This is a genomic window from Microbacterium oleivorans, assembly GCF_001644225.1.
GTDB lineage: Bacteria > Actinomycetota > Actinomycetes > Actinomycetales > Microbacteriaceae > Microbacterium > Microbacterium gawkjiense.
This window is the reverse complement of sequence record NZ_LSTV01000005.1, coordinates 377,280-390,836: the sequence shown is the minus strand read 5'-3', so window position 1 is coordinate 390,836 and position 13,557 is coordinate 377,280. Positions and strand designations below refer to the sequence as shown.

General features: G+C 72.0%; 11 protein-coding genes. 6 read left to right on the top strand and 5 right to left on the bottom strand.

Annotated elements, in window-relative coordinates; translation table 11 throughout:
- Nucleotides 1-112 precede the first annotated feature (112 nt).
- Both pheA and AYL44_RS13375 read right to left on the bottom strand, forming a co-directional pair.
- Entirely contained in the window at nucleotides 113-1,075 is a 963-nt protein-coding gene (gene pheA, locus AYL44_RS13380) for a prephenate dehydratase (protein WP_064003770.1), read from the bottom strand.
- A complete protein-coding gene (locus AYL44_RS13375; RefSeq protein ID WP_064003769.1) occupies nucleotides 1,072-1,995 on the bottom strand; it encodes an EamA family transporter in 924 nt (307 codons plus the stop codon). The genes pheA and AYL44_RS13375 overlap by 4 nt, the downstream gene beginning before the upstream one ends.
- 72 nt (nucleotides 1,996-2,067) lie before the next feature.
- Between AYL44_RS13375 and AYL44_RS13370 the strand changes: the two genes are divergently transcribed.
- From AYL44_RS13370 to galE, 3 genes are all read left to right on the top strand, one after another.
- The gene (locus tag AYL44_RS13370; protein WP_064003768.1) at nucleotides 2,068-3,003 is read left to right on the top strand and encodes a LysR family transcriptional regulator; all 936 of its coding nucleotides are present in this window, start codon (nucleotides 2,068-2,070) and stop codon (nucleotides 3,001-3,003) included.
- 61 nt (nucleotides 3,004-3,064) lie between these two features.
- Nucleotides 3,065-4,705 carry a phosphoglucomutase (alpha-D-glucose-1,6-bisphosphate-dependent) gene (gene pgm, locus AYL44_RS13365; protein WP_064003767.1) on the top strand — a complete coding sequence of 547 codons (1,641 nt, stop codon included), beginning with the start codon at nucleotides 3,065-3,067 and terminating at the stop codon, nucleotides 4,703-4,705.
- A gap of 48 nt (nucleotides 4,706-4,753) precedes the next feature.
- A complete protein-coding gene (gene galE, locus AYL44_RS13360) occupies nucleotides 4,754-5,731 on the top strand; it encodes a UDP-glucose 4-epimerase GalE (protein ID WP_064003766.1) in 978 nt (325 codons plus the stop codon).
- 124 nt (nucleotides 5,732-5,855) lie between these two features.
- Here galE and AYL44_RS13355 read toward each other — a convergent pair whose 3' ends face one another.
- Nucleotides 5,856-6,794: a LacI family DNA-binding transcriptional regulator gene (locus AYL44_RS13355; RefSeq protein WP_064003975.1), complete on the bottom strand. Its 939-nt coding sequence runs from the start codon at nucleotides 6,792-6,794 to the stop codon at nucleotides 5,856-5,858.
- A 139-nt stretch (nucleotides 6,795-6,933) separates the two neighbouring features.
- On the opposite strand from AYL44_RS13355, the gene galT reads away from it, so the two are divergent.
- The 3 genes from galT (at nucleotide 6,934) to AYL44_RS13340 (ending at nucleotide 11,004) form a co-directional block, all read left to right on the top strand.
- On the top strand, nucleotides 6,934-8,097 hold the full coding sequence (gene galT / locus AYL44_RS13350; protein WP_064003974.1) for a galactose-1-phosphate uridylyltransferase: 1,164 nt from the start codon (nucleotides 6,934-6,936) through the stop codon (nucleotides 8,095-8,097).
- Nucleotides 8,094-9,272 carry a galactokinase gene (galK, locus tag AYL44_RS13345; RefSeq protein WP_064003765.1) on the top strand — a complete coding sequence of 393 codons (1,179 nt, stop codon included), beginning with the start codon at nucleotides 8,094-8,096 and terminating at the stop codon, nucleotides 9,270-9,272. Before galT ends, galK begins: the two co-directional genes overlap by 4 nt.
- A gap of 70 nt (nucleotides 9,273-9,342) precedes the next feature.
- Nucleotides 9,343-11,004 (top strand): ABC transporter ATP-binding protein, encoded by a 1,662-nt coding sequence (locus AYL44_RS13340; protein WP_064003764.1) that lies wholly within the window; start codon nucleotides 9,343-9,345, stop codon nucleotides 11,002-11,004.
- A 550-nt stretch (nucleotides 11,005-11,554) separates the two neighbouring features.
- Here AYL44_RS13340 and AYL44_RS13335 read toward each other — a convergent pair.
- Both AYL44_RS13335 and AYL44_RS13330 read right to left on the bottom strand, forming a co-directional pair.
- Nucleotides 11,555-12,514 carry an ABC transporter permease gene (locus AYL44_RS13335; protein ID WP_064003763.1) on the bottom strand — a complete coding sequence of 320 codons (960 nt, stop codon included), beginning with the start codon at nucleotides 12,512-12,514 and terminating at the stop codon, nucleotides 11,555-11,557.
- Nucleotides 12,511-13,515 carry an ABC transporter permease gene (locus AYL44_RS13330; protein WP_064003762.1) on the bottom strand — a complete coding sequence of 335 codons (1,005 nt, stop codon included), beginning with the start codon at nucleotides 13,513-13,515 and terminating at the stop codon, nucleotides 12,511-12,513. The genes AYL44_RS13335 and AYL44_RS13330 overlap by 4 nt, the downstream gene beginning before the upstream one ends.
- Between the last annotated feature and the right edge of the window lie 42 nt (nucleotides 13,516-13,557).

Sequence of the window (13,557 nt, the reverse complement as noted above, 5' to 3'; positions counted from 1 at the left end):
CGCGCGCGGGCGGCGACAACCGAGGAGATCCGTCACCGAGACGCGGTGGTAACCGGTTCCACCCGCCGCGCAGCGGCACATCTCCGTGGTTGGTGCCGCGCAGGCGGGCGGGTCAGGCCTCGGGCTCGCCCGAGACGAGGCCGCGCAGCCAGTCGCGCGCCTCGACGAACACCTCGTCGGAGTACCGCTCGGGGTAGCGCACGATCGCGCGGTCGGCCCGCGGGTACGAGCCGAGGTAGAGCACCCGCGGCGAGAAGCGGCGCAGGCCCAGCAACGCGTCGGCCATGCGCTCGTCCTCGATGTGCCCGTCGGCGTCGATGACGAAGCGGTACCGGCCGAGCTCGTCGCCGATCGGGCGCGAGGCGAGCAGCGACAGGTTGATGCCCCGGGTCGCGAACTGCTCGAGCAGCTCGAGGAGGGCACCGGGATGGTCCTCGGGCAGCTCGACGATGAGCGACGTCTTGTCGGCCCCCGTCGGCGCGGGCGGCGGAGCCGTGCGGCTCACCAGCACGAACCGCGTCACGGCGTGCGGGTTGTCGCCGATCTTCTCGGCCAGCAGGTCGAGGTCGTAGAGCTTGAGGATGCCGGGCGGGGCGATCGCGGCATCCGCGGAGATCCCGCCGTCGACGAGTCCCACGGCGGCGGCGACGTTGCTCGTGGCGGGGATGTGCGAGTGCTCGGGCAGCGCGGCCGTCAGCCACGTGAGGCACTGCGCGTAGGCGACGGGGTGGGCTGCGACGACCGAGACGTCCTCGAGCCGCACGCCGGGCCGGGCGACCAGCACGAACTCGACCGGCACGAGGTACTCCCCCACGATGCGGAGTCCCGGCACGGTCGCCAGGGCGTCCTGCGTCGTCGAGACGCCGCCGTCGACGGAGTTCTCGATCGCGATCATCGCGGCATCCGACCGGCCCTCGATGACGTCGGCGAGCGCCTCGCCGACGTTGCGGACGGGGCGCCAGGTCTGGTCGCGTGCTTCGGGGACCTGCGCGAGGGCGGCTTCGGTGAAGGTGCCGGCGGGGCCGAGGAAGCTGTACGTGCGACGGGTGGGGGAAGCCGGGGGCTCGGATGTCACGCGGACAGCCTAGTGGGCACCCCCATGAGCCCCACCGCCTGCGGCATCGGCTGTCGACGACGGATGCCGCTGACCAGCACGCCCGCGACGAGAACCGCGCCGCCGACCACCTCTCCGACGCTCGGAGCCTCGCCGCGCAGCAGCGCGGCCGAGGCCATCGCGACGACGGGCGCGAGCAGGATCCACGGCACGACGGCCGCAGACGGGTTGCGGCCGAGCAGTCCGTTGAAGACGGCGTACGCGAACAGGGTGCACAGGCCCGCGGTGTAGAGGGTCGAGACGACGGCCTGGGGTCCGATGGCGGCGAGCCCCGCGCCGATCGCCGCAGGACCGTCGATGACGAACGACAGGGCCAGGGCGGGGATCGGCACGACCAGCGACGACCAGACCGTCAGTGACAGCGTGCCGCCACGGCCGATCCCGGTGACGACGCCCGCGCGGCGCGAGATCACGTTGCCGACGGCCCACGACAGCGCAGCCGCGAGCGCGAGGCAGACCGCGAGCACGGGAGCGTCGCCGCCGCGGAAGAGCGCCACGATCACGAGACCGACGACGCCGAGGCCGACACCGATGACCTGCAGCGCGGAAGGGCGCTCGCGCAGGGCGATCGCCGCGATCACGATCGTGAAGACCGCCTGCGCCTGCATGAGGAGCGCGGCGAGGCCCGGGCTCAGCCCCAGCGCGAGCGACGTGTAGAGGAGCGCGAACTGGCCGAGGCTCATGAACAGGCCGACTCCGACGATCACGCGCCACCCGGTCTGCGGCCGCGGCACCACGAGGACGGCGAGTGCGACGACGGCGAACCGGATCGCCGCGAACAGCAGGGGCGGGATGCCGCTCATCCCCCAATCGATGACGACGAAGTTCAGGCCCCACAGCGAGGCGACGAGGGCGGCGAGGAGCATGTCACGGCGGGTCACGGGACCAGTCCACCCGCGGCATCCGTGAAGGACAAGCGATCATTGCGCGACGTGAATCGGTAGCATCGCTTCATGATCGATCTCGAGGCCGTCGTGTCCCTGCGCGCCGTGGCCACGGAAGGGAGCGTCGCCGCCGCGGCGACCGCTCTCGGCTTCACCCCCTCGGCAGTGTCGCAGCAGATCAAGCGCCTCGAGCGCGACACCGGCCTGACGCTACTCGAGCGGGTGGGGCGCGGGGTCGTGCTCACCGAGTCCGCGACGCGCCTCGTCGTCTCGGCGACGCCGATCCTCGCCGACCTCGAGCGCGTTCGCGCCGACCTCCACGGGGGCGGCGAGCCCGACCGGGTCGCCGGTGAGATCCGGATCGGGGCGTTCTCGACGGTGGTGCGCGGGGTCATGGTGCCCCTCATCGCGGACCTCGGCCGGCGGCATCCGGACCTGCGACTGCCGCTGCGCGAGAGCGAACCGTGGGAGACGGTCGCCCTCGTCGCGTCGGGCCAGCGGGACCTGGGACTCGTGCACCGCTGGGGCAACGTCGCGCTCGCGATCCCCGACCACCTCGTCGAGACCCCGCTGTTCACCGACGTCGCCGACATCATCCTGCGCCGCGACCACCCGCTCGCCGGCCGCACCGAACTGCGCCCCGAGGACCTCGGCGGCGAGCCGTGGGTCGCGACGTTCGAGTCGACGATCTGCCGGCAATGGCTGCGGCGGCTGTTCGACGGTGTCGGCGGCGCCCCGCGGATCGTGCATGAGTCGATGGAGTTCGAGAACCACCTCGAGATCGCCCGCGCGGGCATCGCCGTCGCGCTGGTGCCGCGCCTGGGCCGCCCGCCGCTCGGCCCCGACCTGGTCGCGATCCCGACCGTGTCGCCGGAGTCCATCCGCGAGGTGTCGGCGATACACCGCCGGACCATGTCGGACTCGCCGGCCCTGCGGACCGTGCTCGACGCCCTGTCGGAACGGGCGGCGGCGATGGTCACCGAGGCGGGCCGCCTTCCGGCGTGAGCTCGCTGCGGATCCGCGACACGCAGGCGCTCCCGTCCGACTTCCCTGGCAGACTGGGCGAATGAGCCGCGCAGGACAGCCAGCCGAAGCCTCTGACCTCGTCGACGTGGACGCCCTCATCGGCGCCTACTACGACCTGAAGCCCGACCCGTCGGTCGCCGCGCAGCGGGTCGCGTTCGGGACGAGCGGCCACCGCGGCTCGTCGCTGTCACGCAGCTTCAACGAGGACCACATCCTCGCCACCACCCAGGCGATCGTCGACTACCGTGCAGCGCAGGGCATCACCGGCCCGCTGTTCCTGGGCCGCGACACGCACGGACTCTCGCTCCCCGCCGAGCACACCGCCATCGAGGTCCTCGTCGCGAACGGCGTCGACGTCCGCGTCGACAGCCGCGACTCGTGGGTGCCGACACCCGCCCTCAGCCACGCGATCCTCACCTACAACAAGGGCCGGGACGAATCGGATGCCGGTCGCGCCGACGGCATCGTCGTCACCCCGTCGCACAACCCGCCGCGCGACGGCGGCTTCAAGTACAACCCGCCCCACGGCGGACCGGCCGACACCGACGCGACCGGCTGGATCGCCGACCGCGCGAACGCGCTCATCGAGGCGGGCCTGGAGGGCGTCCGACGCATCCGCCACGCGGACATCGACGACGCGACCCTCGGCCAGTACGACTTCCGCGAGGGGTACGTCGCCGACCTGGCATCCATCATCGACGTCGAGGCGATCGCGCGCTCGGGCGTGCGGATCGGCGCGGACCCGCTCGGTGGCGCCTCGGTCGAGTACTGGGCCCTCATCGGCGAGCGCTACGGCCTCGACCTCACGGTCGTGAACCCCGAGGTCGACCCGACGTGGCGGTTCATGACGCTCGACTGGGACGAGAAGATCCGCATGGATCCCTCCTCCCCCTCGGCGATGGCCGCCCTCGTCGCCCGGCGCGACGAGTTCGACATCCTCACCGGCAACGACGCCGACGCCGACCGTCACGGCATCGTGACGCCCGATGCCGGGCTCATGAACCCGAACCACTTCCTCGCCGTCGCGATCGACTACCTCTACCGCCACCGCGAGGGCTGGCCGCAGGATGCCGCGATCGGCAAGACCCTCGTGTCGTCGATGATCATCGACCGCGTCGCCGCTTCTCTCGGCCGCACCCTCCTCGAGGTCCCCGTCGGGTTCAAGTGGTTCGTCCCGGGTCTGCTCGACGGCTCCGTCGCGTTCGGCGGCGAGGAATCGGCCGGTGCGTCGTTCCTGCGCAAGGACGGCACCGTCTGGACGACGGACAAGGACGGCATCCTCCTCTGCCTGCTCGCCGCCGAGATCCTCGCCGTGACCGGCAAGACCCCCTCGCAGCGGTACGCCGAGCTCGAGGCCGAGTTCGGGGCATCCGCGTATCAGCGCGTCGACGCGCCCGCCTCGCCCGAGCAGAAGGCGGCCCTGTCGAAGCTCTCGGGCGACGCCGTCTCGGCGAGCGAGCTGGCCGGCGACCCCGTCACCGCGAAGCTCTCGCACGCGCCCGGCAACGGTGCGGCGATCGGCGGGCTCAAGGTGCAGACGGAGTATGCGTGGTTCGCGGCTCGCCCGTCGGGCACCGAGGACGTCTACAAGCTGTATGCCGAGAGCCTCAAGGGTCCCGAGCACCTCGCGCAGGTGCAGGAGGAGGCGCGCAAGGTCGTCGCTGCGGCCCTGGGTTCCTAGAGCTGCGCGCGTCGGGAGCGTCCGTCCCGCGCCAGTAGGCTCGGGACCATGAGTTGGCTCGTCACCGGAGGCGCCGGGTACATCGGCGCGCACATCGTCCGCGCTCTCGCCGAGGCGGGTCTCGACCCGATCGTCCTCGACAACCTCTCCAGCGGACACGCCGCGTTCGTGCCCACGGGGGTCCCCTTCGTGCAGGGCACGATCCTCGACCAGCAGCTCGTCGCCGACACCCTGCGCACGCACGGCGTCGAGGGCGTCATCCACGTCGCCGGGTTCAAGTACGCGGGCGTCTCGGTGCAGCGCCCCCTCCACACGTACGAGCAGAACGTCGAGGGCACCCGCGTGGTGCTCGCGGCGATGGCGGATGCCGGGGTCACGAACATCGTGTTCTCCTCCAGCGCCGCCGTGTACGGCACCCCCGACGTGCCCCTCGTGACCGAGGACCTGCCCAAGCGTCCCGCCTCGCCGTACGGCGAATCGAAGCTCATCGGCGAGTGGCTGATCGCGGCGCAGGGCGTCGCGACGGCGGCATCCGATGCACCCCTGCGTCACACCTCGCTGCGGTACTTCAACGTCGTCGGCTCGGGCGACCCGTCGGTCTACGACACGAGCCCCCACAACCTGTTCCCCATCGTCTTCGAGATGCTGCTGAAGGGTGAGACGCCGCGCATCAACGGCGACGACTACGACACCCCCGACGGCACGAACGTGCGCGACTACGTGCACGTCGCCGACATCGCCGCCGCGCACGTCGTCGCGGCGCAGCGCCTGCGCGCGGGCGAACCGGTCGAGCCCGCCTACAACCTCGGTTCGCAGAACGGGCTGTCGGTGCGCGAGATCATGGATGCCGTCGCCCGGGTCACCGGCATCCCGTTCACCCCCGAGATCGCCCCGCGCCGCGCCGGCGATCCCGACCGCATCGTCGCCACCGGCGAGCTCGCCGCCCGCGACCTCGACTGGAAGATGCGGTACACAGTCGACGAGATGGTCCGCACCGGTTGGGACGCCCGCCGCACCGCCGGCTGAGAGCCCCCGGTCACGCGCGAGAGCGCGCGTCCGTGCCGACAGCGCCCCCTGCTGCCGCGCTCGGACGGGCGCTCTCGGCAGCAGGGGGCGCTTTCGCGCGAGCAACCGCGAGCGCGAGGGCGCGTCAGCCCGACGCGCGGGCGATGAGCGTTGTCGGGACGACCGTCCGTGTCGCGGGCGCGCCGTCGAGCGTCGCCGCGAGGGCGGCGACGGCGGCCTCGCCGAGGGCGTCGAAGTCCTGCCGCACGGTGGTCAGCGGCGGGCGGTAGTCCGCGGCATCCGCCACGTCGTCGAACCCGATGACGGCGACGTCCTCCCGTCCCGCCTCGGCGAGCGCGCGCAGCACGCCGAGCGCCATCTGGTCGTTCGCGGCGAACACCGCGTCGACGCCCGGGTCGGCGGCGAGGACGACTCCCGCCGCGTGACCGGATGCCGCGCCCCAGTCCCCCCGCAGCGGTTCCCGGGGCGGCGGCCCGTCGTGCGCCGAGCGCCAGCCGCGCTCGCGCTCGGCCGCCGCGAACGACCCGGCGGGCCCGGCGACGTGCGCGATAGCGCGACGCCCGGCATCCGTCAGCCTGCGTGTGGCCGCCTCGGCGCCGCCGGCGTGGTCGGACTGGACCGTCGCGAATGCCCCGCCGGGCGAGTCGACTGCGACCAGCGCGAGACCCGCGGGCGGCGCGACGCCCTCCACGATGGCCGTCGCCTCGTTGAGGACGATCGCGCCGTCGACGCCGAGGTCGTGCAGGCGGTCGAAGGCGTCGGCGATGCCCGTCCGCTCGGCGAGGGAGATGAGGGTGACCGCCAGGTCGCGCCGGGCCGCAGCGGATGCCACGGCCTCGAGCATCCGCGAGTTGCCGACGGTCGCGAGGGTCGCGACGATGACGCCGATCGTGCCGGAGCGGCCCGTGCGCAGGGCCCGGGCGGCGCGGTGCGGGCGGTAGCCGAGGTCTGCCATCGCCGCCTCGATGCGCGCGCGGGTCTCGGGGTCGACGCGCGGGCTGCCGTTGACGACGCGCGAGACGGTCTGGCCGGACACCCCCGCCGCCGCGGCCACGTCGGCCATCGAGACGCGTCGCTGCACGGCATCCTCCCCGCCCCGGATCCTGCCCCGCGAATACGTGCGCAACTCCGGAGACTTGCGTGATGTTGACGATAACACAGCCTTCGGCTACCGTGTTGACGTGAACACACCGGAGAACGGCATGCACGCGCCTGCCGAGACGAACGACCTCGGCGCCGGCGTCGTCAAGCGCAGCACCCGCCTCGCCGACGGCCGCGAGCTGATCTATTTCGACGACCCCGGCACGACCCTCGGCGCAGAGCGCGCCGTCGACACCCGCGACCTCGACGCCCGCCCCGAGACCGCCACGATGCGGCAGGACGTCCTCACCGGCGACTGGGTCTCCGTCGCCGCCAACCGGCAGAACCGCGCGTTCCTGCCGCCCGCCGAGCTCGACCCGCTCGCGCCGCAGACCCCGACGAACCCGTCCGAGATCCCGTCGCTCTACGACGTCGCCGTCTTCGAGAACAAGTCGCCCTCGTTCGGTCCCGCCCTGGCCCAGGCGACCGACGACGTCCCCGCCGCGGTCGACCCGCCGCGCGGGCTCGACGACCTCGCCCACCTCGGGCTCGGCCGCACCCGCACGAGCGTCGGCCGCACCGAGGTCGTCTGCTTCTCGCCCGAGCGCACCGGCTCGTTCGGCACGCAGACCGTCACCCGCGCCCGCACCGTCATCGAGGCGTGGGCCGACCGCACCGCCGCCCTGTCCGCCCTCCCCGGCATCGAGCAGGTGTTCCCCTTCGAGAATCGCGGCGAAGCGATCGGCGTCACGCTGCAGCATCCGCACGGCCAGATCTACGCCTACCCGTACGTCACTCCGCGGACGACCCGCCTGCTCGACTCGATCGACCGCACCGCCCCCGACCTGTTCCAGCGCATCCTCGAGTTCGAGCAGGCCGGGCCCCGCGTCCTGCTGCACGGCGAGCACTGGACCGCGTTCGTGCCGTTCGCCGCCCGCTGGCCGCTGGAGATCCACCTGCTCCCGCACCGTCACGTCGCCGACTTCGCGGGCCTGACCGACGAGGAGAAGGACGAGCTCGCCCCGTTCTACCTTCGCCTGCTGCGCGGCGTCGACGCCCTCTACGAGTCCGAGACTCCCTACATCGCCGCCTGGCACCAGGCGCCGGTCCACGTCGGTCGCGACACCGTGCGCCTGAGCCTGCAGCTCACGAGCCCGCGCCGCGCCGCCGACAAGCTCAAGTTCCTCGCCGGATCCGAGGCCGCCATGGGCGCCTGGATCGGCGACGTCCCCCCGGAGGACGCCGCCGCGCGCCTCCGCACCGCCATCGAAGGAGTCACCCTGTGACCGCTGCCGGCGAGGCCCACGGCCTCTTCTCCACCCTCACCGGCAACGAGCCGGTCGGCCTCTGGTCCGCGCCCGGTCGCGTCAACCTGATCGGCGAGCACACCGACTACAACGACGGCTTCGTCTTCCCGTTCGCGACGCCGCACCGCACGCACGTTGCGCTCGGCCGACGGTCGGACGGCCGCATCCGCGTCGTCTCGACCTTCGACGAGTCGCCGGTCGAGGTGGCGCTCGCGGACCTCGACGCGCTCTTCCCCGAGCGACGCGACGAGGTCGTCGAGTGGGCCCGGTACCCGCTCGGTGTCGCGTGGGCGCTGCTGCAGGCGACCGGGACGGATGCCGCATCCGTCACCGGTGTCGACCTCGCGTTCGCCTCGGACGTCCCCGTCGGCGCCGGGCTCTCGTCGTCGGCGGCCATCGAGGGTGCGACCGGCTCGGCGCTCAACGACGTGTGGGGGCTCGGCCTCGACCGCGTCGCACTCGCGCAGGCGGGACGCCGCGCCGAGAACGAGGCCGTCGGCGCCCCGACAGGGATCATGGACCAGATGGCGTCGATGCTCGGTGAGACGGATGCCGGCACCTTCCTCGACTGCCGCAGCCTCGACGCGCAGGTGGTCGCCCTCGGCTTCGACGCCGCCGGGCTCGAGCTCATGGTCATCGACACGCGTGTCGCCCACGCACACTCGACCGGCGGCTACGGCGAGCGGCGCGCCGCGTGCGAGCGCGGTGCGGAGGCGATGGGCGTCCCGGCCCTGCGCGACGTGCGCGTCGACCAGCTGCCGCAGGTCGAGCAGCTCGTCGACGAGGTGACCTATCGGCGGGTGCGTCACGTCGTCACCGAGAACCAGCGCGTGCTCGACACCGTGCGTACGCTGCGCGAACATGGCCCCCGCGCCATCGGCGACCTGCTCTACGCCTCGCACGCCTCGATGCGCGACGACTTCGAGATCTCGGTGCCCGAGCTCGACCTCGCCGTCGAGACCGCCCGCGAGAACGGCGCGGTCGGGGCGCGGATGACGGGCGGCGGATTCGGCGGGTCGGCGATCGCGCTCATCGACCGCGCCGCCGTCCCGGCCGTGCGGGGCGCGGTTCTGGCAGCCTTCGCCGCGGCGGGGCACACCGAGCCGCACGTCTTCACGGTGCGACCGTCCGAGGGTGCCCGCCGCGACGGCTGATCCCGTTACGGCTCGGTAAAGCCGGCGATCCGCCCGTGCGCCCGCGGCGGGCGGAGGGCAGGATGGACCCATGCCCTTCGCCACCACCCCCGCCGCCGGCACGCCCCTCCTGCAGGTGCGCGACCTCGCCGTCGAGTTCCAGACCATCGACGGATCGGTGCGCGCCGTGGAGGGCGTCGACCTCGACCTCGCCGCGGGTGAGACGGTCGCGATCGTGGGCGAGTCGGGCTCGGGCAAGTCGACGACCGCGATGGCCGTGATCGGCCTGCTGGCCGGCAACGGACGCATCGCCGACGGCAGCATCCGCCTCGACGGACAGGAGCTCGTCGGGGCCTCCGAGGCGACGATGCGCGGCATCCGCGGGGCGCAGATCGGACTCGTGCCGCAGGACCCGATGTCGAACCTCAACCCGACGTCGAAGATCGGCACGCAGGTCGCCGAGACCCTGCTCGCGCACGGGCTCGCGACGAAGAAGGACGTCGACCGGAAGGTCGTCGAGACCCTCGCGGCGGCCGGCCTGCCGAACGCCGAGGAGCGCGCGAAGCAGTACCCGCACGAGTTCTCAGGCGGCATGCGCCAGCGCGCGCTCATCGCGATCGGTCTGGCCTGCAACCCGCGCCTGCTCATCGCCGACGAGCCGACGAGCGCGCTCGACGTGACGGTCCAGAAGACGATCCTCGACCAGCTCGGCCGCATGACGACCGAGCTCGGCACGTCCGTCCTCCTGATCACGCACGACCTGGGTCTCGCGGCCGAGCGCGCCGCCCGGGTCGTCGTCATGCACCGGGGCCGCATCGTCGAGCAGGGCCCCGCGCGGCAAATCCTCGAGGACCCGCAGCATCCCTACACCCAGTCCCTCGTGCAGGCGGCACCCTCGGTCGCCGTCGCACGGTTGCGTCCCGAGGCGTTCACGACTCCGACACCGGATGCCGCGCCGAAGCCGGTCGACAACATCGTCGAGGTCGAGGGGCTCACCAAGCTGTACAAGGTCCGCGGGCAGAAGGAGGACTTCGCCGCCGTCCGCGACGTCTCGTTCTCGATCCCCCGCGGGGAGACGGTCGCGATCGTCGGCGAATCCGGCTCGGGCAAGACGACGACGGCACGGATGCTGCTGAAGGTCGTCGACCCGACGGAGGGTGTCATCCGCTACGACGGTGCGGACGTGGCATCCCTCAAGGGACGGCAGCTGCGCGAGTTCCGACAGAAGGTGCAGCCGATCTTCCAGGACCCGTACTCGTCGCTGAACCCCATGTTCACGATCGAGCGGATCGTGCAGGAACCGCTCGACTTCTACAACCGCGGCTCCGCGAAGGACCGTGCCGCGCGGGTGCGCAAGCTGCTCGACGACGTCGCCTTGCCCGAGTCGATGCTGCGGCGCTACCCGTCGGAGCTGTCCGGCGGTCAGCGTCAGCGCGTCGCGATCGCACGGGCCCTTGCCCTGTCGCCCGAACTGATCGTCTGCGACGAGCCGGTGTCGGCGCTCGACGTTCTCGTGCAGGATCAGATCCTGTCGCTGCTGAGCGACCTGCAGAACGAGTACGGCCTGAGCTACCTGTTCATCTCGCACGACCTCGCCGTCGTGCGGCTGATCAGCGACTACGTCTGCGTCATGAAGGACGGCGCACTCGTCGAGGCCGCCTCGAGCGAGGAGATCTTCACGAACCCGCGCGACCCCTACACGCGCAACCTCCTCGCCTCGATCCCCGGCAACGAGCTCGACATCGCCGTCTGACCCTCGCCGCCCGCGGCGCGGCGCGGCATCCCTCGCCTGTCACAAACTGCCGCCTCGCACGGCACATTGCGACAGGCGAGCGCAGGATGCCGCACCCCCGCATCCCTCCCCTGTCACAACACGCCGCCCCACACCGCACAACGCGACAGGCGAACAGCGGATGCCGCACCCCCGCAACCCTCCCCTGTCACATAACGCCGCCCCACACGGCACAACGCGACAGGCGAACGGCCCCTGCACGCACGGGCAGCGAAGCGATCCCGGTGGGCCGGACAGTCGGGGAAGGGGCCCTGTTGTCCGACCCGCCGGGATCGCGCAGCGGTACCAGCCGACCCGCCGGGATCGCGCAGCGGTACCGTCCGACCCGCCGGGATCGCGCAGCGGTACCAGCCGACCCACCGGGATCGCGCAGCGGTGCCCCGGCGAGTATCCCGGCGGGACTACGGCACGACCGCGTTGCCGAGCCCACCGAGCGTGTACAGCACGACCAGCCCCACGACGACGACGGCCGCCAGCCCGACGACGACGAGCAGCGCCCGCCGGCTCACGATCAGCGCCCGCGCGTCCGGGGGTCCATGGCTTCGCGCAGCGCCTCGCCGAACAGGGTGAAGCCGAGGGCGGTGATCGCGATGCAGATGCCGGGGAGGAACGCGAGCCACGGCGCGATGGCGAGTTCCGCCTGCGCGTAGGTGAGCATGCGTCCCCACTCCGCGGTCTCGGGGCGTCCGCCACCGAGGCCGAGGAACGACAGCGCCGCGGCGTCGATGACGGCGGTCGCGAGCGACAGGGTGCCCTGCACGATGACCGGTCCGACCGCGTTCGGCAGGACGTGGGTCATCGTGATGCGCCCGCGCCCGAGGCCGAGGGTCTGCGCCGAGAGGACGTAGTCGGCCGACCGCTGTTGCAGCATCGAGGCGCGGAGCAGGCGCGCGAAGATGGGCACCTGCGCGACACCGATGGCGATCATGACCGAGTTCTGGTTCTGACCGAGGATCGCTGCGATCGAGACGGCGAGCAGCAGGCTCGGCACCGAGAGCAGGATGTCGACGAGTCGCATGATGACGTTGTCGACCCAGCCGCCGAACGTGCCCGCGATGAGGCCCAGCAGCATCCCGCCGACGAGTCCGTAGGCGGTCGAGATGACGCCGATGAGCAGCGACGACTGCGCTCCCCAGATGAGCTTGGACAGCACGTCGCCGCCGAATCGGTCGAGGCCGAGCGGGAACGCGGCGATCTCGCCGGGGCCGGGGATGTAGGTCGGGGTGATCTCGCGCGCACCCGGGAGGTCCGTCTCGGGGTACGGGGCGAGCAGCGGTGCGAGGATCGCGACCAGCACGAACAGCAGCACGATGACGAGGCCGGTCCACGCGACGGGGCTGCGCCGCAGGCGACGGAAGACGTCGTGCCAGAAGCCGCCGCGCGGCGCTCCGCCGCTGCCGGCCTTCAGGTCGACGGCCGTGGCGTCCTCGGCGGGGCTTCCGCCGGCGGCGGGGGGAAGGACGGTGCTCATGAGACCCTCACTCTCGGGTCGATCAGGCTGTACGAGACGTCGACGAGCAGGTTGATCAGCGCGTAGACGATCGCGATGAAGATGATGAAGCCCTGCAGGACCGGGAAGTCGCGGTTGAAGATGGCGCCGGCGAGGAACGAGCCGATGCCGGGGAAGGCGAACACCGTCTCGGTGAGGATCGCTCCCGACAGCAGCAGACCCGCCTGCAGGCCGATCGTCGTGATCACCGGCAGCATGGCATTGCGGAGGATGAAGCGGTTGCGCAGCAGCGCTCCGGGCACGCCCTTGGCCTTGCCGGTGCGCACGTAGTCCGCGTTCTGGACCTCGAGGACGGATGCCCGGGTGATGCGCACGATGATCGCGAGGGGGATCGTGCCGAGCGCCACCGCCGGCAGGATCAGGTGGAGGACGGCATCCCATGCCGCGTCGAACTCCCCTGTGATGAGGCCGTCGAGGACGTAGAAGTTCGTGTAGTGCGTCGCGTCGATCCGGGGGCTCTGGCGACCGTCCGAGGGCAGCCATCCCAGCTGCACGGCGAAGACGTACTTGAGGATGAAGGCCAGGAAGAACACCGGCACGACGATGCCGAGCAGGCTGAAGACGACAGCGGCGCTGTCGGCCGCCTTGCCGTGGCGGCGGGCGGCCCAGTATCCGAGGGGGACGCCGACGCCGACGGCGATGATGAGCGCGGCGAGCGAGAGCTCGATCGTCGCGGGGAAGCGGCGCAGGAACTCGTCGAGCACGGGGCGGCTCGTCTGCAGCGAGCTGCCGAAATCGCCCGAGAGGAGCCTGCCGATCCACGTGAAGTACTGCTCGAGGAGCGGGCGGTCGAAGCCGTAGAGCTCGTTGATGCGGGCGACCGCTTCGGGGGTGGACTTCTCGCCGAGCAGAGCCTGGGCGGGCCCACCGGGAAGGGTTCTCACCCACCAGAAGAGCAGGATGCTCAGTCCGAGGAGGGTGGGGATCAGCAGCAGGAGCCTTTTGCCGATGGTTCGCAGCACGGGTGTCGCTTTCGTGGAGGTCGGTGCGGGGCGGGAGGGTGT

Bases quoted from the DNA above. Each gene is read 5' to 3' on its own strand.
- galT (WP_064003974.1), top strand. From the start codon at position 6,934: ATGCACGCGCCTGCCGAGACGAACGACCTCGGCGCCGGCGTCGTCAAG.
- galE (WP_064003766.1), top strand. From the start codon at position 4,754: ATGAGTTGGCTCGTCACCGGAGGCGCCGGGTACATCGGCGCGCACATC.
- AYL44_RS13335 (WP_064003763.1), bottom strand. From the start codon at position 12,514: ATGAGCACCGTCCTTCCCCCCGCCGCCGGCGGAAGCCCCGCCGAGGAC.
- AYL44_RS13355 (WP_064003975.1), bottom strand. From the start codon at position 6,794: ATGGCCGACGTGGCCGCGGCGGCGGGGGTGTCCGGCCAGACCGTCTCG.
- AYL44_RS13340 (WP_064003764.1), top strand. From the start codon at position 9,343: ATGCCCTTCGCCACCACCCCCGCCGCCGGCACGCCCCTCCTGCAGGTG.
- AYL44_RS13370 (WP_064003768.1), top strand. From the start codon at position 2,068: ATGATCGATCTCGAGGCCGTCGTGTCCCTGCGCGCCGTGGCCACGGAA.
- pgm (WP_064003767.1), top strand. From the start codon at position 3,065: ATGAGCCGCGCAGGACAGCCAGCCGAAGCCTCTGACCTCGTCGACGTG.